The following is a 19,938-nucleotide window of genomic DNA, read 5'->3' as shown; positions in this document are numbered from 1 at the left end:
CGAATAGGAGTGAAAAATCAATGGGCGTAAAGCATGGACGGGATTATGAAGGAATTTTGACAGATTTGACAATGGCAATCGGACGCATACCAGATCGGTATGTTTTCTTCGAAATGGACTCGGAAGAGTGGGAGAGACTAGGTGCATCTGAGCAACTTGAAGTGGATGAGGCTTTGGCGGAAGATCTGTTCTATGGGCTGGGTGAAGACTCTATTATTCCAGTTGGAAGTGGGGTTGTGATCCATGATAAGGATCAGCACCGGATTCATATTTTGATCGGGGAAGAAGAATTGACGTTTGTACCGTTAATTTAGCATGCGCACATACTATTTTTAAGGATAGGAATCAAAATGGGGATACTAGGTGTCGATGGTTATACGGACATATGTCTGTCATGTACCGTCCTATGGGGAGGAAGATAACGCATGGTTTTTTCGCAAGAGGAAGTCGAAGCTCATCTGGGAAGGCTGGAAGGCTGGGAACTGGAAGAGGGACGGTGGATAGTACGTAAATTCGTGTTTTCCAACTACATGAAAGGGATTGCATTTGTGGATGAGGTCGCTGCGATCTCGGAAGCATTCAATCATCACCCTTTTATTACGATTGATTATACAACGGTTACGCTGCGTCTCACGTCATGGGATGAGGGCGGCATTACATCAGTAGATATTAAGGAAGCAGAGCAGTATAACGAAGCTTTTGAGAAAATGAGGTTATCATGACCGCTGGAAGTGAGTGAGCCAATACATGTCAGACCCTAATCAGAAACAACCTCTTATCGCTGTTGTAGGCAGCCTTAATATGGATCTCGTGGTCAAGACGGATACGATTCCGGAAGAGGGCGAGACGGTGAGTGGTGAGGAGCTGCATTATCTCGCCGGTGGCAAAGGAGCCAATCAGGCAGTTGCTGCCGCACGTCTGGGTGCACAGACTACAATGATTGGTGCAGTGGGCTCAGATGGTTTTGGCGAACGTCTGCTGCACAGTCTGACGGAAAGTGGTGCAGATGCTTCGCAGGTGCGCATATTGGAAGACACGGTTACAGGGACAGCTTCCATTTGGCTCTCTAAGGGAGACAATCGAATCATTGTCATTCCTGGCGCGAATGGACAAGTTGTGCCTGCCATGCTGGATGAGGCGGATACGGTAAAAAGCCTGACTGCAGCCGCAGCGGTGCTGCTGCAGCTGGAGATTCCGCTGCCAGCGGTTACCCGCGCCGCCCAACTGGCGGCTGAAGGCAGCGCACTGGTGGTGCTCAACCCGGCTCCTGCGGTGCCGGGTCTGCCCCAAGAGCTCCTGCGGTGCGTCGACGTCGTCACGCCCAACCGCAGCGAGCTCGCCGTGCTTACCGGCCGGGATGATCTCCGGCCGGAAGACCTGAATGCGGCGGTCGCTGAGCTCGCCGCATCCCTCGGGGCCGCCGTCGTCACGACGCTCGGCCCCGAGGGGGCTGTGTACGCGGCGGCGCCTGGTGGCCGCGTACAGGCAGGGCATGCCGGCGCGAGCCGTGCGCCCGGCTATGCCGTTAGCGCCGTCGATACGACCGGCGCTGGCGATTGCTTCAACGGCGCGCTGGCGGTAGCCCTCGCGCGTGGCGAGAACCTGGACGCGGCCGTAGGCTTCGCCATGGGGGCGGCTGCGTTGTCCGTGACGAAGCTCGGCGCCCAGTCCGGGATGCCGTCCGCACGTGAAGTAGAGGCCTTTCTGGCCGAACACGCGAAAGATGCCCGATAAAAGTGGGGATTGCTTATCCTGGTAACATGTCCTCACGGGGCTATGTTGTCACTGGACAGACCATTCAACTGAACGTGTGAAATATTGGTATAACGAAGAGGCTCTTAGTCTCCCAACAGGGAATTAAGGGCCTCTTCGTTGTAATCAGCAGATTATTTCTTCTCTGCCAGCCACATAGCAATATTTGAAATTTCTTCATCTTGCAGTTTGCCCTTGAAGGAAGGCATGCCGCCCTTACCTTTGACAATGGTAGAGTAGATCTTCTCCACGTCGTCCTGACTGCCAATGTTCGCAAGAGCTGGGCCTACGCCCCCTTGAAGCTGATCACCGTGACAGGAAATACAGTTGGCTTTGACCAATGCCTCAGCCTGTCCAGCATCCATCACAACTTCCGGCATGGTTGGTTTCGCTTCTTCAGCCACTTCCTCTTTCCCTGGAAGCGCAAACATCAAAACAATTGCTAACGCGCATGCTGCAAAAAATACCCCGCTCATGATCCATTTGTGCATCCCTTATGTCCCCTCCAGAATGAAAGATCATCTAACTTGAAACTATCCATATCATTATAACGGAAGCTGTAGTCACATCATAGCATTTTGTGGTAATTTTTTGAACTAATCACATAACAAGGAGCAGATTCGGTGATTTTGTACCGGAAACTAATCGCGAGGCCCTTCATAGACCATGCAATAGAAGGGCATTAAACCGCTTGGGGTCTGTCGTTCGTATGTATCCTGGGTGACAAATCCACTCTTCAGATAGACTTGAATGGCACGAGCATTCCAGGTGAGCACTTCCAAATCAATCTCATTCGTCGGATTCCGGCGGATGGCTTCCTGCACAATGGAGGTGACAAAATGGCTCCCTTGACCCTGACCACACAGCTCTGGATGCATGCCCAGTCCAATCCGGGTTACGCCTTGAAGTGGGAAGTATTGAGCGAATCCGCACATCCGATCGTTCTGATCCAGTACGACCGCATATTGTTCTTTCCGCAACTGTGCATCCCCAAATTCAACTTCGAGTGCTTTCATTTGCTCCCAAGGGAGCCAAGTATAGATATTGTAAGGCGGATCATACTGCCAACTGCAGATGATTCCCGCGTGTTCCTCTTGCATGGGTACTACGTGAAACGTCAAGGGGTTTCCATTCATACAACGGTATGCTCCTTTTCTGGTAACAGAACTCTGTGTCTACTCTACAAAAGAGATGTTCATTTGGCAAGTTTGCCTTATCAGAAAAAAAAGTGAAACAAAAGTTCCGGTAATTCCGTTTATATTATAATGAGATGGGTAAAAACATCATAAGGGCACGGACGAACGAGTGAAAAATGAACCAATTCATGCAGTTGTTACACCCCGGGTTTAACTTGCAACGTCAACAGAGGATGAAGCGCAAAAAAACCGCCGGATACATTCCTGCGGAGAATGTACCGGGCGGTTCTGTTATGTTTCTTAACTTGGTTACAGTAATGGTCATTGGTTACAGCACCATGTTGCTCAGCTTGTCCCTACTCTTGGGCCAGTGATTCATACGTGTCCGTGCTCATAATCCGTTTAGCGCCAACATAACGATTGGCCCAGTAGTTTTCACTCAAAGCACTGATCGTTACGCCTTTGGAAGAAGAAGAGTGTGCAAACTTTCCATCCCCTACAAAGATTCCTACATGTGATACGCCTTTACCTGTTGTATTAAAGAATACCAGATCGCCAGCTCTCATCTCCATGCGGGATACGGAGTCACCCATGTCGAATTGGGAACTGGATTGACGTGCCAAATCAATACCCAACTTGTCGAATACATAACTTGTGAATCCGGAGCAGTCAAAGCCATTAAGCGTTGTTCCTCCGCTTTTGTATGTAGTTCCCATTGCTGAATCAATAACTTTGTCCATCTTTGAATCTGCGAATGCGCTACCTGCACCAAGTGACAATGCGAATGTGAGGCTAAGTACAGCTGCGGTTAATTTCTTCTTAAACAAGAGATATACCCCTTCCAACGCCTGCGAGGTTAGCTTAAGGATTCGGTTGAAGGTCCCCTATGATCCCTCTGTAGCAAGATCAATTCACCCATAACTGGTTCCCCCGCTTCCCAGGTGCCAGGAATTTGGCTATGCTAGTTATGCACCTGTGAAATCAAGAAAAGACGATTTAATTTTAAGGTTTAAATTTAAGTTGTTACAAATATGAATGTAAATATTACAAAGTTGTTACTAAAAACTCACTGCGATTATTGTAACAGAGGAATCTTGCTTTGGCAACGTTTAGCAACAAATTTAGCAAAAAAAACCTCGACCTTTGACGGGGAAAGGTTGAGGTTTTCCTATTTACTAGTACATATTAGGCCATAAATTTAACATGGATTGGTAACAATTTTTAAACTATCTTCTCTAACCTTTGGATGATTTGGACTGCCATAACCGGAAATGGGCACATATTTTCCACAGACTCAAGAGACATCTGGCAAGTGGATAAGTCTGTTGTAGTATAAGTCCGGTGAGTCCCGTTAGTAACCATGAGGCTGAAGTAAATGCCCCGAAGACAAGCAGATGGACTCCGCCCAGCAGCAGTGCAATGCCAATCACAGCAATAAGATGACGCAGTGCAATCCAGAGCGCTTTGAGTATGCCGTGAGCGCCGCCTTCCCCTTCCGGTGCGGAAACACCGAACTGCATGTAGAGCAGGGTATGGTGGATAATCCAACCATATGCGATCCAGGCAGCAACATAAGGTATGCCAGGCAAAAGCAATTGAAGGGAATGAAATCCGTCCATTAGAATCGAGTACAGCTTCGGCACGAGCCAGTAGCCGGGCAGAAGCACTAATAATGTACGAATGGTGTGGAGCAGCAGCATCGGTTTCCATAGACTTTTAATCCCGCGGACGAATGGAATTCGCTCTTCTGTACTATTATAGTGCTGAAGCGAGTAAAGCAGTCCTGCCTGAATGAGGGGGCTGATCAACATGCGAACCAGCAGCATGGCCCCCAGAATCCACAGATAACGGTGAACTTCTGGATTAGTTGACAGGCTAAGCTGGCTTTCCATTTTGAACAGAAGTGTACTCAGCTCCCCGGCATCGGGATCCGGATAACGCAGGAGCAGAGGAACGACAGCCGATTGTACCATTCGATACAGGAAATATCCCCATATGAGTTGATAAAGAAATAAGAGTGCCGCAATGAACATATGCTGACGGACGAGAAACCAGCCTTCGCGAATTTTTGCTTTCACTGTCTCCACCTCACCATGATAGACCTCCAAGTATGGCTTCTATTAGTTTGGTTACACTCATGCTCCAGCGGGACTTCGCCCGCTCATCCAGTCCGGTTTTCAGGAAATTGTTCATATGGCGGTTCTCCAGCACGATCGTGTACAGGGGATCGGTCATGGCCCAGGAAGCCGGGGATGTGTGCGTTAGCTTATAGGTGATGCGATCTTCTTTGCCATTCCATTGCTTCGTGAGCGTATGCCCGTCTTCAAAAGCAATGCGGACAGGAACTGCGCTGTAATCACTGCCTTTTTTCACAATTGTCACAGATGACTCGTACCATGTTTGACCGTCTTTCTGCACGGGAGTGACACGAATCTTCTCTACAGCAAAGTCAGCCATTCCGCTACCATAAACGTATTGATCAAAATAATCAGACCAGGATGTGCGGGTTACTTGCTCCACAACCTTTTGAAAATCAGCCGATGTGGGATGTTTGAAACGGTACTTCTTCACATAGGTAGAGAGAATGCGCTCCATCTTCTTGGCACCAACTTGATGTTCAATGCCGAGCAATACTAGCTTGCCACGTGTGTACACATTGGCTGCATACTCATCCTGTGAATCGAACTTCCAGGACTCTTGTGTTAATGATGAAGGAGATGTAATCAGACCCGATTGTACCGGCAGATTCGGGATGAGTCCGTATTCTTGCTCCATCAATTTGTCTTCTGCATAAGAGGTGAACCCCTCATCCAGCCAAGCTTCCTCGAATTCGTTGCTCGCGACCATCCCATAGAAGTATTGATGGCCAATCTCGTGAACTACGGTACGCTCCAGGTCATAACCTGGTGTGCTATCATCGGCTCCGAAGGCTGTAATTAGCGTGGGGTATTCCATGCCTCCTGCACCATTCCCCGCTTTGGGTGGAACAACGATCGATAAGGTCGCGTAAGGATATGGACCAAACCATTTGCTATAATTGGCTAGAGCTGCCTTCGCGGCGTAGAAATAACGTTCCTTGAGATCCTGATGGGCAGGGTCCAGATATAACTTGATTCGTACACCAGGAACATTGGGTGCGGAGAAGGGCTCCTCGGCGTAGACAAAATCAGGTGAGGCTGCCCAAGCGAAATCATGCACATCATCGGCATAGAATTGATAGACTTTTTCTCCGTTCTTCACCACGGCTTGCTGCGTTGGAAATCCGGTAGCAGCCACTTTGTATGTTTCAGGCACCCGAATACGCACACTATATATACCGAAGTCGGCGTAAAACTCCGAATTGCCGTGGTATTGGTGCAGATTCCAGCCTTCTGTGGTTCGTCCGCGTCTGCCCACAGGTTCATAGGCACTGATTTTGGGAAACCATTGACCCGCCATGACAAAGTCATCGGCTGTGCCCATCCGGGCAAAAATCTTAGGCAAATTCACTACAAATCGGGTGTGGAGTGTAATGCTCTCTCCACCTTTGACAGGTTTGGGTAATCGTACTTTAATGAGAGTAGTATCTTTGATATTGCCATCATCCGGTTGCACATACTGCATCCGGTGCAGCAGAGAGAGCCCGTCCTCCGTTTTTATTTCGGTAATGTTCATGGAGCCATAGCCATTCGTTGGCATGACATCACCACGAAGCTTTCCGCCGGATTCCTTCATAAAGGTGGTGTCAGCAGTAGAGAAGGCGTTGGGATACATATGCAAGTAAAGCTCGCTGACGGTTTTTTTGCCCGGATGTGTCCAGGTGATCGTCTGAGTTCCTTCCAATACGTTCCTTTCGGCCAGTTTCACATCCATGTGATATTCTACAACACGGTTGCTGTACACTTCGGCGGTAGGGGTCTGTACACTTTCTGGAGGTGCTGGCGTTGGGGCTATTGCCTTGGGCTTGCCCGATTCCGGGGCGAGTACTGGCAATTCGGAATGAGTTGAGCGATTATAACCCAGAGTGACCCATATCCCTCCGGCAAGCACACACAGGATCAGGGATAGGGTGAGCCAGCTCTTGGCGCGTCGTGGAATCATCGTTTAATACCTCCCGTTGACAAGCATCTACAGCATGTATATGTTTGCAATGGGCCGATTATTAGTTAAAATATTCGTATCAACTCTTGGAGGCTATAAACATGGACCAGAACGAGCAAAACGGCAAAAAACAGATTGCCTTGAATATCGTTAGTGCAAAAAGCAAGCATAAAGGCTTCGGTGCAGGCTCCATTGATCTGAATAACCTTTCCCCGGTCATTATTGATAATGGTGAAGCCAAGATCGATATCGGTGCAATGCATGCGAAGAGCAAAGTGGAGCGTAATATCAAGTTCTCGACGAACCGTGAGGATGTACCCAACGGACGCCAGGTATGGCTGGTGTGGGTAGCTGTGGATCGCACGGAGGAAGGGCAACTGTATGGTGGAGCAACCGCATGTGAGATGTGGATTGATACAGAAGCAAGACGTGGATGGAAACTGCTTGCGGAACATGTGAATCGGATGGATTATGCTCTGAAGCGTCGCTTCATGCTAGATGAGCTTGGGCCAGAAGATCGGGCCGCACTCAAGACGCTGCTGATCTCACACAACGAAGAATGGTGGAATGCTTCTCCGGATGTATTAAAGGAAGCACTCTCCTAAGTTAGAGTATTCAACAGATTATAGAAGAAACAAGTAAAAGGCCTCGTGACCGGAAATATCGGTGCGAGGCCTTTTACTTGTATTGCAGCAGTATTCACTGGTTTGAATAATTATAAGTTTGGACGAAAGTGAATTTCCAAATGTAACGATGTATTGGTCGTGACGCAATAAAGTCATCACGCATTTACGTCATTCAACCCACCAACGCTTGAAATCTGTCCACCAGGAATGTTTCTCTTCCTGTATTCCTTGTTGGTTTTGTACCTGGCGAGCCTTATCGTCCGCTCCTGAATCCGAACCATCCGTCGTCGTACCATGACATACCTCAGTCGGTTCTGTGCCATCAATAAATACTTCCAGTCGCTTCTCTTCACAGCCGTTTCCAGCCAGTTTGCCGGATTCAGGATCGATATAGACACTTACGACATGGTCAGGCACTGAGAAGATTTTGGGGGGGACACTCGCAAGCGCCTGCTCTGTGAATTGGGCAAATATTGGCGCAGCCCGGCGACCATCCGAAGTCGAGATGGCTTTACCTTGGTCATACCCGACCCATACCGCAGTGGAGAGCTCGGGAGTGAATCCAACCAGCCAGGCATCTGTATTGGTTGTTCCCGTTTTGCCGGCTACCGGACGTTTGATCGCGGCAGACACCCGGTTACCCGTACCCCCATTTTCGAAGACGCTTTCCATTAAACGGGTCAGTACATAAGCTGCGGGAGGTTCCACCACGGTCTCCGCTTGGGTCTGAGGAGATTCATAGAGTACACGTCCCGCAGCGTCCGTCACTTGCAGAATGGCAACCGGCGGTGTCCGTTGCCCGCCAGCGGCAATGACGGAAAAGGCCGATGCCATCTCCAGCGGACTGACAGGCGAGGTTCCTAATGCAAGAGAAGGTACGGCACTCAGGTTGCTTGTAATGCCGAGGCTTTTCGCCATGTTCACGACCTGCTCGGCACCAATCTGCATGATGGTATTCACTGCATAGATGTTGTCCGAAGCAGCAATCGCTTGCCGCAGATCAATCTCACCCAGATACTTGTCTCCGAAATTGCCAGGTTTATAGGTTTTGCGGTCATTGTCATAATGGAACAGGGTGGGCTCACTGTTAAACATCGATGCACTAGTGAGTTGCTTGGATTCCAGAGCTGCCAGATACATTATGGGCTTAAATGCTGAACCTGGCTGGCGTGTGGTTGCCAGCACGTGATTGATCTGATTGGTGCGGTAATTCTTGCCTCCAACCATCGCTTTAATATAACCGGTGCGAGGGTCGATGGACACGAGAGCCGTCTCCAGCTCACTTTTGGCGTCCATTCCTTTCGCTATGGCGTCTTCAGCCGCTTTTTGTACACGCAGATCCAGCGTGGTGTAGATGTTCAATCCCCCGTGATCCAGCATTGCTTCACTGATTCCCAACTCCTTGATCGCCAGACTTCGGATATAATCACGAAAATAAGGGGCACTTTCGACCGTCTTACGCTCGCTTTCCGGTTTGAAAGAGAGGATCTCCTCATAGGCCTTATCTGCCTCAGTCTGGGTGATCTTGCCGATATCAGCCATGGCGTTTAATACAATTTTCTGCCGGTCTTTGGCATTCTTCATATGGTTATAGGGCGAATAGTAAGTGGGTCCTTTTGGAATTCCGGCCAGCATGGCGCTCTCTGCAAGATCCAGTTGTTTGGCTGGTTTACCAAAATACATACGCGAAGCTGCTTCAATCCCGTATGCTCCATGTCCGTAATAGATTTCATTCAGATACATCTGCAAAATTTCATCCTTGCTGTATTTCATCTCCAATTGTGCGGTGTACATCGCTTCCTTTGCTTTGCGGGTCCAGGTTTTCTCATGAGATAGATACAGGTTCCGCGCCAGTTGTTGGGTCAGTGTGCTCGCACCCTGAGACATGTGCATATTTTCAATGTTAACCAGCACGGCTCGTCCCATGCCTTGAATGTCGAAACCGTAGTGATTATAGAATTTGCGGTCCTCTACAGCCAGAGTGGCATGGACCAGATCTGGAGCAATATCCTCCAGTTGAACAGGTACGGAATCTTTGCCGCCTGCGGAGAACGTAGCGATTACCTCACCCTGACTATCCAGCAGTCTGGAATTGCGATCCGAGTCTGCGAGGGGCAGACTGGTTGCGTATAGGTAGACTAATCCCGCTGCGGTAGCAAGTACACCGAGCACAGCGAGTATAGACAGATTTTTGAGCAGTTTTCGTATACGGAACCCGCGTTTGCGGGTCTTTTGGTTTGGCTTGTTCATGGAACGGGCTCCTCTCTTTTCTTTCCAGTATGGGACTTCTACGACAGGGATATTCAATCGGGTGTCTAAGCGAACAAAATGTAGCATTTTCGCGAAAAAAACCGTTTTGCAGTCTAAACCTCAATCGCGTATAATGCAAAAGGGTAATGAAAAGGTAAGCTTCGGCACAATATACTAAAGCATACAAGGATGAACAGCATTAAATATACAGCGCCAAACGCTGGACGTGCTTGGGCGAACCGATGGCGCATTTCGAAAGGCCGGTATGACTTGATCAATAACTTTACGGAAAGAAGGTAGAGATCATGGAATTGTGGTTTACGGAGAAACAGACCCCTGTATTCGGGATCACCGCGAAAATTAAGCAGACCTATGTTACAGAGAAAACCGAATTTCAAGATTTGGCAATGGTAGAGACCGAGGAATTCGGTAACATGTTGCTTCTTGATGGCATGGTGATGACTACCGTAAAAGATGAGTTCGTATACCATGAAATGGCGGCACACCCTGCGCTGAACACTCACCCGAATCCGAAAAAAGTTCTGGTTGTCGGTGGCGGTGATGGCGGTGTCATTCGTGAAGTGATTAAGCATGCTGGTGTAGAAAAAGCAGTCCTCGTCGAAATCGACGGCAAAGTCATTGAATACTCCAAAAAATATTTGCCTCAAATTGCCGGCAAGTTGGACGAGCCTAATGTGGAAGTGATCGTGAATGACGGTTACATGCATATTATTGAACATAAAAATGAATACGATGTGATTATCGTAGATTCCACGGAACCTGTAGGCCCTGCTGCTCCGTTGTTTGAGCGTGGTTTCTACCAAGGTATCTATGAATCGTTGAAAGAAGACGGAATCTTCGTTGCCCAGACGGACAACCCTTGGTTCAAGGCGGATCTGATCCAGAAGGTGAACAAAGATGTCAAAGAAATCTTCCCGATCGTACATGTGTACGGCTGTAATATTCCAACCTACCCAAGTGGTCTGTGGACATTCACCATGGGCAGCAAGAAACATGATCCACTTGAGGTTGATGAAACTCAAATTCCAGAGATGGATACGAAGTATTACTCTCCGCGTCTGCACAAAGCGGCATTTGTACTTCCTAAATTCGTGGAAGATTTAACGAAATAAAGGGGAAATCACTAATGAAATTGGATCAAGCTTATTCAGGAAACGTATTTATTTGCAGCTCTGAGGATTATGAGAACTCCAAAGCCGTTATCTACGGTATGCCGATGGATTACACCGTCAGCTTCCGTCCGGGCTCCCGTTTTGGCCCAACGCATATTCGTCAAGCATCGGTGGGACTTGAAGAGTACAGCCCGTACCTCGACAAAAGCATTGTGGACATGACGTACTTTGACGCTGGAGACTTGCTTTTGCCTTTCGGTAATGCAGGACGAAGCCTTGAAGTGATTCATGAATACATCGGTAGCCTGCTGGCTGACGACAAATTCCCGATTGGTCTCGGTGGCGAACATTTGGTCACTTGGCCTGTCATCCAACAAATGTACAAAAAATATCCGGATCTCATTCTGATTCATATTGATGCACACGCAGACCTTCGTGAAAACTATGAAGGCGAGCCATTGTCCCACTCGACGCCTGTACGCAAAGCGGCTGAGCTGATGGGTGGCCAAAATATCTATCAGTTCGGAATTCGTTCCGGTTCCCGTGAGGAATTCCAATACGGTCGTGAGAACATCAATTTCTATCCGTTTGAAGTGGCAGCTCCTATGAAGAAAGCTCTTCCGAAAATGGGCAAACGCCCAGTATATGTGACTATCGACATTGATGTACTTGATCCATCAGCAGCACCGGGAACAGGTACAGCAGAAGCGGGCGGCATTACGTCCAAAGAGCTGTTGGAGGCTATTCATATGATCGCTGGCTCCGATGTGAACGTAGTTGGCTGTGACCTTGTTGAAGTTGCGCCGATCTATGATCCAACACAACAGACACAGATCGTAGCTGCAAAAATGATTCGCGAAATGCTGCTTGGATTCGTGAAATAATCACAAAATAATCGATAAACCTAATGCTCTCTTTCTGTGCGGTATCAAATCTGCGCAGGGGAGGGCATTTTTGATTGCTAATGTTTATCCGTGCGTCCTTAACTTTTGTCCAGAGCTATGCTATACTGACTACATAAGTATTCAGTAGTATATAAGTTGATATATTACTTTCGTGAAGTATATGGTGATTGGGTTCGACCATATACTAAAAAAGAGCCTCTACCGCGTCAACGGTAAAGACTCTTAGGACCCGAAAGGCTGTGGACTGCCACGGCGCGCATGAATTAAATGCTATTCAAGCGAAACCCACCGTCAGGCGCCAACCTTATGAGGTGGGTTTTCGCTTGCTACGAAACTTTTTACGCAACCAACGGTACAGCTTTCGGATACTCAGCACTAGACTGAGAACCGCAGCAATCCATCGGATTACATCAAGCAACGCTACAAGTTTGACCATCGACGTCACCCCCTTTCGGGAAGCTGCGCCGTGATCTGGAAAACATCCACCGTTATTCAAAAGTCCATAAGACTGATTATAGCACGTACGTTCCTATACCACTACCATTTGTTGTATATGTTAGTGTATGGCCCTCCCATACAGATATTCTGCTTTGGGATGACACTGTATTTCTCAATTTCACTTTGTTGATGGCTAATCTGGCAATGCTTTTTTGCTGCATATAGCATTCGGGAATATAAATATAACAAATTGGATTTCGGATTATTTCTATTTTTAAGTATCAGTTTTGTTATCATTGCTATCCGGACATTTCCTGGTTAGCATAGATCACACAACGTTTAGTGATGAACCACCCTTGCCTGCATGATACCAATCATGGGTAAAGGTGGTTTTTTTCTTGCAGAATTGTCATCCGGCTTCATTGGATTGTTACATTAGAACAATCGAAATTGGGTAAAACCATAGAAGGAGGTGTTACGATGACAACCAGTATAAAGACATGGAAACGGATGGGTACAATCGTATTATCGTTAACGCTGGCATGGGGGATGGGGCCGATACATACACTATCAGGCGCTAATGCTGCATCCTCACAGGCATGTGGTAAGGGTGATCATGGACTAGCTGCAACGTTGCAAAAAGGCAGTGGTGTGGAAGAGCAACACCTGGAATTTACCGATATTGATTTTCTTAATGATACAACTGGACGAGCCGGGGGGAAGGGGTTCCTGATCGGCACCTCAAATGCAGGCTGTACATTGCAGTCCATATATACGGGACAGTGGCAGTTCGCGCAGTTGGATTTTCCGAATAATGTGATTGGATATGCGTTGGCACAAGTAAAAAATTCACCTGCAACCTACCTAATTCGTACTAATGATGGGGGATCTCATTGGAAACGACTTGATACGCCGCCGGGCATCCAATTCAAACGGATTGATTTTCGCAATAAAGATGTAGGCTATGGTTACACCTATAATGGCGCATACCAGACGAAGGATGGCGGCTTAACCTGGAGCAAAATGAACACGCCTGCCAATACGCGTGCAGCTGCCTTCGCGACAGAGAAGCAAGGATATGCTGTCGTGGTTGTACCCGGATCGGGTTATCAATTGAAGCAAACGAGTGATGGTGGCAAGAACTGGAGCACTTCTCTCCGGGTTGCATCAGACACATGGAGCGGAGCGGATCTGTATGCACAGGGACAGCAAGTATGGGCCCTTCTGTATGGTGATGCAGGCATGTCCCAGCAATCTTACTCCCTCTATGCGAGCGGTAACCAAGGGAAGAACTGGACACAAGTATTTGCGCAATCCACAGCAGGGGGAGGGCCCGCACCGGGCGGAAACAGTGTAGGTAAAGGAACTGGACCTGCCAATCCCGGCGGTCATCCTGGCAATATGGCGTTGATTGGTGACCAGACGGCTTATCTGTCCGCAGGGTCACCCGCAGCTGGCAAAGTGGGGATTGGGCGTTCATATGATACAGGTTCCACGTGGAAAAACGTAGACCTGAAAGATCCGGGATACAGTTCCCGTATCTCCTTCCCATCCGCCCGAACAGGCTGGCTTGTGGTAACCAGTGATAACTCTCCAGCGATTTATCAGACCACTGATGGTGGAACCACCTGGACTCCAAAAATGTTACTTCGTTCAGAACAGGACTAGATGCCCTGATATTCTGAAGTAATAACCAGGCGAATCCAGATCAGAGACGACTGATAAACGTTTACGCTTGTCTCTGTATGTTTTTTATAATAAGCTAGCCCTTTCCTGATTGGATGCAACGGAAAGGGCTTTTTTTTATGGAAATAAAAACGGTTGAAACCTGCTTCAAAACAAGTTATTGTAAGCGATAACAATACATTTTATGGGGGTTGGAATTATGGTTGATGTTATTCTAAAGGCCGATTCAGATCAAGGATTAATAAATCGCAATATATATGGTCACTTTTCCGAACACTTGGGACGTTGTATTTATGAAGGGTTGTGGGTAGGGGAAGATTCACCTATTCCGAATACGGATGGCATCCGAAATGATGTGCTGGCGGCCTTACAGAAGCTTAATGTTCCTGTTCTGCGCTGGCCAGGCGGTTGTTTTGCCGATGAATATCACTGGAAAGATGGTGTAGGGCCTAAGAGTGAGCGTGCTCGTATGATCAATACACACTGGGGCGGTGTGGAAGAGAACAACCACTTTGGTACGCATGAATTCTTGAGGTTATGTGAGCTGCTCGGCACTGAGCCTTATATTAGCGGCAATCTTGGTAGCGGTACGGTACAGGAGATGCAGGAATGGGTGGAATACATCACGTTTGATGGCGAATCCCCGATGGCGAACTGGCGGAAGGGCAATGGCCGGGAAGAGCCATGGAAACTGAAATATTTCGGCGTCGGCAATGAGAACTGGGGATGCGGCGGGAACATGCGGCCGGAATATTATGCCGATGAATATCGCCGGTATGCCACTTATGTACGTAACTATTCCGGGAATGAAATCTATAAGATTGCTTGTGGACCCAATGACAGCAACTATGAGTGGATGGAAGTACTGATGCGCGAGGCTGCCCGTTTCATGGACGGAATTAGTCTTCATTATTACACGATTCCAACAGGTGTCTGGGAGGATAAGGGGCAGGCAACTGGCTTTGGAGAAGCCGAATGGTTTACAACTCTGAAGAAGACGCTGTTCATGGATGAGTTACTTGTGAAGCATTCTGAAATTATGGATAAATATGATCCAGAGGGCAGAGTCGGCATTATTGTGGACGAGTGGGGCACGTGGTATAACGTTGAACCGGGAACCAATCCGGGCTTCCTGTACCAGCAGAATACAATGCGTGATGCTGTGCTCGCAGCCGTTAACTTGAATATTTTCAATCAGCATAACAAAAGGGTACAGATGGCAAATCTTGCGCAGATCGTCAACGTGCTGCAATCACTGGTGCTCACGGAGGGAGACAAGATGCTCCTGACACCTACGTATCATGTATTCGATATGTATCAGGTTCATATGGATGCACAGCGACTGGATTTGAATTATGAGAGCCCAGGATACACGTTCGGTGATGAAACGATTCCCCAACTCAGCTTGTCTGCTTCCCGCAACAAAGAAGGCGTTATTCATGTGACAGCATGTAATTTGAGTCACACAGATAAGCTGGAAGTCGTATGTCAGCTTGAATCCGCTCAAGCGTCCCGTGTATCCGGACAGATTCTGCATCATGCTGATTTTGGTGCGTTCAACACATTTGAACAACCGAGCCACGTTACGCCTACGGCTTGGGAGGGTCTCACACTGGAGAATAACACATTACGTTTTGTTCTTCCTCCAGCATCGGTCGGGGTGCTTGCTGTAGAGGGTTAGTGGATGAGCTCAACAAGTACGGGCAGACACATGAAAAGACAGGAACCTTGCAAGGGATGTAATGATCAGTATGATGTGAAGATTAGCGATGCCAAAATGGCTAAACTTGTGGAGATTGCTTCCCGTTCGCGCCCGACGGTGAAGGATGAGGAGTATGAGCGACGTTTATCGATCTGCGCCGAATGTCCGGGATTGCAATATGGCACAACCTGTCGGCATTGCGGCTGTCTCGTACAGGTGCGAGCCAAGCTGGTTGAGTCGACGTGTCCCTTTCCTTATGAATCGCAATGGGCCTGATCTAATGAACTTATTTCATTATAATGAAGCAAAAGGGAGTTGCACTTTACAGGTGTGGCTCTTCTTTTTTTGTCGTGCTGAGGAAAAAACTCTGAATTTGGATTTGAATTGAGCGGGTGAACTGGATATAGTTATACAGTAGAGTGTAGGATAGCGAGCTATCCAGGAATATGAGCGCGTATAGCGACACAACAATACGGGAAGGGCTGTTCTCACCAGCCGTACCTGATTTTGCGTCGCCTCGAATATAATGGAGGTTAACATTCATGTCGAACATGCGACCGGTACACATCCGGCTGCACAGCCGTTATGAAGGTGAAGATGTGCTGCAGGAAATGCAGGGTGAAGCCGTGTTAAAAGGGTCATTTCTTTATGTTCGTTATGAAGAGCCACAGGTTGGACCCGAGGGAGGCACTACCCGTACAATATTGAAGCTGGACGAACAATCTATCAAGATTATACGTCATGGCGAGGTAGAATCGGAGCAGACGTTTGAATTGAATCAGAAGCTCCCTGGTTTTTATCGATCTCCATACATGTCGTTTGCCTTGTCCACGCATACACAGAAGCTGGAACTTTCCATTCAGGGATTGAGCGCACGCGCAGCGTGGAGCTACGACTTTTACCGCTTTGATGAAGAATTCGGACATTTCGCGATTAGTTTGCATATACAGGAGGAACCAATTTCATGACACGTAATCCACTAGATACGATTAACGAACGGGTAAGCACGGCCATAGGCAATGCTATTGTGAAGGCCGGAATTGTTACACAGGAAGAATTGCCAGTCATTACATTAGAAGTACCGCGTGAGAAAACACACGGTGATCTGGCGACCAATACGGCCATGCAACTGACCAAGATTGCCAAGCGCAATCCTCGTCAGATCGCTGAAGAGATCATTGCCAATCTGAATCTGGCTGAAGCAGGAATCGAGAATGCTGAGATTGCTGGCCCAGGGTTCATTAACTTCAGATTGGACAAGAGTTATCTCTATCCAGTGCTTGCGCTTGTACAGGAGCAGGGTGAGAACTACGGAAGAATTAACATTGGTGAAGGACGCAAAGTGGAGATGGAATTCGTCAGTGCCAACCCGACAGGCAGCTTGCATCTGGGTCATGCCCGGGGAGCGGCTGTAGGTGATGCACTATGCAACATCCTCGACTATGCAGGATATGATGTAACCCGTGAATACTACATTAATGATGCGGGTAATCAGGTGTTTAATCTGGCTCGTTCCATTGAAGCTCGGTATCTGCAAGAGCTGGGTCAAGATGCAGAGATGCCGGAAGATGGTTATCACGGTGAAGATATCAAAGGATTCGCCAAGCAGCTTGTTGCTGAAAAGGGTGAAGAATTGCTGGCGATGCATCCTGGAGACCGTGCAGCTTATTTCCGTGACTTTGGTCTGGAGAAAGAGTTGGACAAAATCAAACGTGACTTAAACCGCTTCCGCGTTAACTTCGATATCTGGTTCAGTGAAACGTCTCTGTATGACAATGGAGAGGTTCTTCGGGTGCTTGATGAATTGCGTGACCGTAATGAGATCTATGAGCAAGATGGAGCGACTTGGCTGAAAACGATGCAATATGGTGATGACAAGGAACGTGTATTGATCAAAAACGACGGCACGTATACTTACCTGACGCCGGATATTGCGTATCACCGGGATAAATACGCTCGTGGATACGACACGATGATTAACATCTGGGGAGCGGATCACCATGGATATATTCCACGGATGAAAGCTGCGATGCAGGCACTCGGTAATGACCCTGAGAAATTGGTGGTCTTGATTGCACAGATGGTGAGCCTGTTCCAGAACGGTGAAAAAGTGAAGATGTCCAAGCGTACAGGTAAAGCTGTAACGATGGAAGATCTGATGGATGAAGTGGGTATTGATGCGATCCGTTACTTCTTTACGATGCGTAGTATGGACTCCCATCTGGACTTTGACATGGACCTTGCGATTTCAACGTCCAATGAGAATCCGGTATTCTACGTACAATATGCTCATGCACGTGTATGCAGCGTATACCGTCAGGCTGAAGAACAAGGGATTGAGCTGCTGCCACTGGCGCAGATCGACTTGTCCAAGCTGACAACAGAACATGAATATGATCTTCTACGCAAAATGGGCGAGCTGCCTGAAGAGATCTCAGCAGCTGCTATCGGATATGCGCCTCATCGCATTATCCGTTATGTTTACGAGCTCGCATCCCTGTTCCACAGTTATTACCGTGCGGAACGCGTTATTACGGAAGACGCGCAGCAAACTCAGGCGCGTCTGATGCTCATCGGTGCTGTGCGCACCGTCATCGCAACATCACTCCGTCTGGTAGGCGTAACCGCACCAGACAAAATGTAAATCAGGGCTCGCGGTACATCGCCGCATTGCCTATGGCAAAAAGTCTCCATGCATCACGTTGGCAACGCAACGTGGCATGGAGACTTTTTGTGTATCCGGAGCTGGATCTGAACAGACCACCCTGACCCGGATACACAAGCTTGGCCTTGCTGTGCAAGTCTCAACGGGTTTCTCCCGGCGAAGGTAGAGCCGGATTACTCTCCACCCTCTTGTATTAGCCGCAGGGCATCAATCTCCCCACCGCGCACCTTACTTTTCGCGGTGGTAGTCTTGCGGGCGCGCAGCGGGATCGTAGCACGTTTGACGAGAGTCTTGATTTCGCCGGGGGATAACCCTGGATGTTTCGCAAGCAGCAGGGCGATTGCGCCGCTCACATGGGAAGTCGCCATGGATGTGCCGCTCATCTCGTGATGCTTGCCTTGCACCCAGGAGGAGACAATCTTATCACCTGGTGCATAGACATCCACGTATGCGCCGCGATTGCTGAAGGACGCAATACGTCTATTTTTGTCAGTTGCCCCAACAGATATGGTCTGCGGATATCGCGCTGGATAATCGATGCTACGGCGTTTGCCGTCATTTCCTGACGAAGCGACAATAACGATACCGGCATGGTACGCACGGTTAACCACATCAAGAAGCGCCTTACTACGTGTTTTCATACCAAAGCTCATATTGATGATATCAACCTTGTTGCGTACACACCAGTCGATCCCGAGGACAATATCGGATACATAAGCTGATCCGTTGTGGTCAAACGCTTTCACCGGATAGATCAGAGAGCGTGGAGCTACACCGATCATGCCAGCAGTGCTGTTGGCGGCAGCGATGGTCCCTGCAATGTGGGTACCGTGTCCATTATCATCATGGGGAAGCAGGCTGCGGTTTAACAGATTGATCCCGCGTGCCAGAGAATAACGAAGATCAGGGTGGTGGTAATCCGCACCTGTATCAATCACACCAATTTTAATCCGGTGTCCGGTAGATACAGACCATACTTTGGGTGCCCGAATCTGTTTCACTCCCCAGGGTATGCCCTGGGCATTGCTGGGTTTGCTGTGGAGTGAAGTGGCGTGAAGTGAGATGGGGACATCTGCTTCAATGGTAATCTCATCCCCGTAGCGGTACAGATCCTCCGGGCATTGCACTGAAGCGATAATCGAACGAGCCAGCCGTGAGGAACGGACGGCCCCGAGGTCGGTGTATTCATTTCGCATTCGGGACATTTCCAGGAGACATGCCTCGTACTGCTGTGGTTTGGAGAATCGGATCAAATATCGCCCTCCCTGTTCTGGTTCGGGGCGTCGCATTCCGTCAATCAATTGATGTAATAAACCAGTATAGTCCATAATGGGCAGCCCCCTTCGGGATGAACATGCTGAGGTATTCTATGAATTCGCTCATCTCGCCGCATGGGGAACTTGCCCTTTTTTTACAAAAACGCATTCTCTTCGTGTCAAAACGGGCGCAGGGACATATGATGGATGGAGAGCTAGAGGGCTCTTGCGGGGAACCTGGTGAGGAGCAATCCTACGAGGGTATACAGTCAGAAGGCGGAGGGGGACTCCGTCTTTTTTATATTTCTA

General features: G+C 48.4%; 20 protein-coding genes and 1 riboswitch. Of the genes, 12 read left to right on the top strand and 8 right to left on the bottom strand.

Translation table 11 applies throughout. The features are described 5' to 3' along the window. Positions 1–20: 20 nt before the first annotated feature. The 3 genes from C0Q44_RS05215 to rbsK all read left to right on the top strand — a co-directional run bounded on the left by C0Q44_RS05215 (position 21) and on the right by rbsK (position 1,734). Positions 21–314, top strand: coding sequence for a hypothetical protein (locus C0Q44_RS05215; protein WP_105406327.1), 294 nt, complete (start codon positions 21–23; stop codon positions 312–314). 111 nt (positions 315–425) lie between these two features. Further along, on the top strand, positions 426–722 hold the full coding sequence (locus tag C0Q44_RS05210) for a 4a-hydroxytetrahydrobiopterin dehydratase (protein WP_105406326.1): 297 nt from the start codon (positions 426–428) through the stop codon (positions 720–722). A 25-nt stretch (positions 723–747) separates the two neighbouring features. Beyond that, positions 748–1,734 (top strand): ribokinase, encoded by a 987-nt coding sequence (gene rbsK, locus C0Q44_RS05205; RefSeq protein ID WP_105406325.1) that lies wholly within the window; start codon positions 748–750, stop codon positions 1,732–1,734. A gap of 152 nt (positions 1,735–1,886) precedes the next feature. Here the strand turns inward: rbsK and C0Q44_RS05200 are convergent, their stop codons facing one another. Both C0Q44_RS05200 and C0Q44_RS05195 read right to left on the bottom strand, forming a co-directional pair. After that, positions 1,887–2,243, bottom strand: coding sequence for a c-type cytochrome (locus C0Q44_RS05200; RefSeq protein WP_105406324.1), 357 nt, complete (start codon positions 2,241–2,243; stop codon positions 1,887–1,889). Positions 2,244–2,393: 150 nt separating this feature from the next. Next, on the bottom strand, positions 2,394–2,888 hold the full coding sequence (locus C0Q44_RS05195) for a GNAT family N-acetyltransferase (RefSeq protein WP_105406323.1): 495 nt from the start codon (positions 2,886–2,888) through the stop codon (positions 2,394–2,396). 176 nt (positions 2,889–3,064) lie between these two features. On the opposite strand from C0Q44_RS05195, the gene C0Q44_RS29830 reads away from it, so the two are divergent. Beyond that, positions 3,065–3,262: a hypothetical protein gene (locus tag C0Q44_RS29830; protein ID WP_146113427.1), complete on the top strand. Its 198-nt coding sequence runs from the start codon at positions 3,065–3,067 to the stop codon at positions 3,260–3,262. Here the strand turns inward: C0Q44_RS29830 and C0Q44_RS05190 are convergent. The 3 genes from C0Q44_RS05190 to C0Q44_RS05180 form a co-directional block, all read right to left on the bottom strand. After that, on the bottom strand, positions 3,245–3,715 hold the full coding sequence (locus C0Q44_RS05190) for a C40 family peptidase (protein ID WP_105406322.1): 471 nt from the start codon (positions 3,713–3,715) through the stop codon (positions 3,245–3,247). The two genes, C0Q44_RS29830 and C0Q44_RS05190, sit on opposite strands and share 18 nt — an antisense overlap. Before the next feature lie 3 nt (positions 3,716–3,718). Next, positions 3,719–3,856, bottom strand: a riboswitch (cyclic di-AMP (ydaO/yuaA leader). A gap of 267 nt (positions 3,857–4,123) precedes the next feature. Beyond that, on the bottom strand, positions 4,124–4,966 hold the full coding sequence (locus C0Q44_RS05185; protein WP_146113426.1) for a hypothetical protein: 843 nt from the start codon (positions 4,964–4,966) through the stop codon (positions 4,124–4,126). Between the two features lie 10 nt (positions 4,967–4,976). Further along, entirely contained in the window at positions 4,977–6,968 is a 1,992-nt protein-coding gene (locus C0Q44_RS05180; RefSeq protein ID WP_105406320.1) for a M1 family metallopeptidase, read from the bottom strand. 101 nt (positions 6,969–7,069) lie between these two features. Here C0Q44_RS05180 and C0Q44_RS05175 point away from each other — a divergent pair, with 101 nt between their 5' ends. After that, complete coding sequence (locus C0Q44_RS05175) at positions 7,070–7,573, top strand: YwhD family protein (RefSeq protein ID WP_105406319.1); 504 nt, start codon at positions 7,070–7,072, stop codon at positions 7,571–7,573. A gap of 189 nt (positions 7,574–7,762) precedes the next feature. Here the strand turns inward: C0Q44_RS05175 and C0Q44_RS05170 are convergent, their stop codons facing one another. Further along, positions 7,763–9,844, bottom strand: a complete 2,082-nt coding sequence (locus tag C0Q44_RS05170) for a transglycosylase domain-containing protein (RefSeq protein WP_105406318.1) — start codon at positions 9,842–9,844, stop codon at positions 7,763–7,765. Between the two features lie 305 nt (positions 9,845–10,149). Between C0Q44_RS05170 and speE the strand changes: the two genes are divergently transcribed. Both speE and speB read left to right on the top strand, forming a co-directional pair. After that, positions 10,150–10,977 (top strand): polyamine aminopropyltransferase, encoded by an 828-nt coding sequence (speE, locus tag C0Q44_RS05165; protein WP_105406317.1) that lies wholly within the window; start codon positions 10,150–10,152, stop codon positions 10,975–10,977. Between the two features lie 14 nt (positions 10,978–10,991). Then, entirely contained in the window at positions 10,992–11,861 is an 870-nt protein-coding gene (gene speB, locus C0Q44_RS05160; protein ID WP_105406316.1) for an agmatinase, read from the top strand. A 325-nt stretch (positions 11,862–12,186) separates the two neighbouring features. Here speB and C0Q44_RS30740 read toward each other — a convergent pair whose 3' ends face one another. Beyond that, positions 12,187–12,318, bottom strand: coding sequence for a hypothetical protein (locus C0Q44_RS30740; protein WP_258166178.1), 132 nt, complete (start codon positions 12,316–12,318; stop codon positions 12,187–12,189). A gap of 482 nt (positions 12,319–12,800) precedes the next feature. Between C0Q44_RS30740 and C0Q44_RS05155 the strand changes: the two genes are divergently transcribed. The 5 genes from C0Q44_RS05155 to argS all read left to right on the top strand — a co-directional run bounded on the left by C0Q44_RS05155 (position 12,801) and on the right by argS (position 18,352). Then, positions 12,801–13,988, top strand: a complete 1,188-nt coding sequence (locus C0Q44_RS05155; RefSeq protein ID WP_105406315.1) for a WD40/YVTN/BNR-like repeat-containing protein — start codon at positions 12,801–12,803, stop codon at positions 13,986–13,988. A gap of 217 nt (positions 13,989–14,205) precedes the next feature. Then, on the top strand, positions 14,206–15,687 hold the full coding sequence (locus C0Q44_RS05150; protein ID WP_105406314.1) for an alpha-N-arabinofuranosidase: 1,482 nt from the start codon (positions 14,206–14,208) through the stop codon (positions 15,685–15,687). A 30-nt stretch (positions 15,688–15,717) separates the two neighbouring features. Further along, entirely contained in the window at positions 15,718–15,984 is a 267-nt protein-coding gene (locus C0Q44_RS05145) for a DUF6171 family protein (protein WP_105407603.1), read from the top strand. Between the two features lie 266 nt (positions 15,985–16,250). Then, entirely contained in the window at positions 16,251–16,676 is a 426-nt protein-coding gene (locus C0Q44_RS05140) for a YwiB family protein (protein WP_105406313.1), read from the top strand. Then, the gene (argS, locus tag C0Q44_RS05135; RefSeq protein WP_105406312.1) at positions 16,673–18,352 is read left to right on the top strand and encodes an arginine--tRNA ligase; all 1,680 of its coding nucleotides are present in this window, start codon (positions 16,673–16,675) and stop codon (positions 18,350–18,352) included. Before C0Q44_RS05140 ends, argS begins: the two co-directional genes overlap by 4 nt. Before the next feature lie 194 nt (positions 18,353–18,546). Here the strand turns inward: argS and C0Q44_RS05130 are convergent, their stop codons facing one another. Then, positions 18,547–19,701: a S8 family peptidase gene (locus tag C0Q44_RS05130; protein WP_105406311.1), complete on the bottom strand. Its 1,155-nt coding sequence runs from the start codon at positions 19,699–19,701 to the stop codon at positions 18,547–18,549. Positions 19,702–19,938 lie beyond the last annotated feature (237 nt).

The sequence above is a fragment of the Paenibacillus sp. PCH8 genome, assembly GCF_002968835.1.
Taxonomy (GTDB): Bacteria; Bacillota; Bacilli; order Paenibacillales; family Paenibacillaceae; genus Paenibacillus.
The sequence above is the reverse complement of the archived record's forward strand: the minus strand, read 5'-3'. Positions and strand labels throughout refer to the sequence as shown.

Excerpts from the sequence above, each read along its gene's own strand:
- C0Q44_RS05170 (WP_105406318.1), bottom strand. The coding sequence starts at position 9,844 with ATGAACAAGCCAAACCAAAAGACCCGCAAACGCGGGTTCCGTATACGA.
- C0Q44_RS30740 (WP_258166178.1), bottom strand. The coding sequence starts at position 12,318 with ATGGTCAAACTTGTAGCGTTGCTTGATGTAATCCGATGGATTGCTGCG.
- speB (WP_105406316.1), top strand. The coding sequence starts at position 10,992 with ATGAAATTGGATCAAGCTTATTCAGGAAACGTATTTATTTGCAGCTCT.
- C0Q44_RS05145 (WP_105407603.1), top strand. The coding sequence starts at position 15,718 with ATGAAAAGACAGGAACCTTGCAAGGGATGTAATGATCAGTATGATGTG.
- rbsK (WP_105406325.1), top strand. The coding sequence starts at position 748 with ATGTCAGACCCTAATCAGAAACAACCTCTTATCGCTGTTGTAGGCAGC.
- C0Q44_RS29830 (WP_146113427.1), top strand. The coding sequence starts at position 3,065 with ATGAACCAATTCATGCAGTTGTTACACCCCGGGTTTAACTTGCAACGT.
- C0Q44_RS05140 (WP_105406313.1), top strand. The coding sequence starts at position 16,251 with ATGTCGAACATGCGACCGGTACACATCCGGCTGCACAGCCGTTATGAA.
- C0Q44_RS05130 (WP_105406311.1), bottom strand. The coding sequence starts at position 19,701 with ATGGACTATACTGGTTTATTACATCAATTGATTGACGGAATGCGACGC.
- speE (WP_105406317.1), top strand. The coding sequence starts at position 10,150 with ATGGAATTGTGGTTTACGGAGAAACAGACCCCTGTATTCGGGATCACC.
- C0Q44_RS05200 (WP_105406324.1), bottom strand. The coding sequence starts at position 2,243 with ATGCACAAATGGATCATGAGCGGGGTATTTTTTGCAGCATGCGCGTTA.
- C0Q44_RS05180 (WP_105406320.1), bottom strand. The coding sequence starts at position 6,968 with ATGATTCCACGACGCGCCAAGAGCTGGCTCACCCTATCCCTGATCCTG.
- C0Q44_RS05195 (WP_105406323.1), bottom strand. The coding sequence starts at position 2,888 with ATGAATGGAAACCCCTTGACGTTTCACGTAGTACCCATGCAAGAGGAA.
- C0Q44_RS05150 (WP_105406314.1), top strand. The coding sequence starts at position 14,206 with ATGGTTGATGTTATTCTAAAGGCCGATTCAGATCAAGGATTAATAAAT.
- C0Q44_RS05210 (WP_105406326.1), top strand. The coding sequence starts at position 426 with ATGGTTTTTTCGCAAGAGGAAGTCGAAGCTCATCTGGGAAGGCTGGAA.
- argS (WP_105406312.1), top strand. The coding sequence starts at position 16,673 with ATGACACGTAATCCACTAGATACGATTAACGAACGGGTAAGCACGGCC.
- C0Q44_RS05215 (WP_105406327.1), top strand. The coding sequence starts at position 21 with ATGGGCGTAAAGCATGGACGGGATTATGAAGGAATTTTGACAGATTTG.
- C0Q44_RS05155 (WP_105406315.1), top strand. The coding sequence starts at position 12,801 with ATGACAACCAGTATAAAGACATGGAAACGGATGGGTACAATCGTATTA.
- C0Q44_RS05175 (WP_105406319.1), top strand. The coding sequence starts at position 7,070 with ATGGACCAGAACGAGCAAAACGGCAAAAAACAGATTGCCTTGAATATC.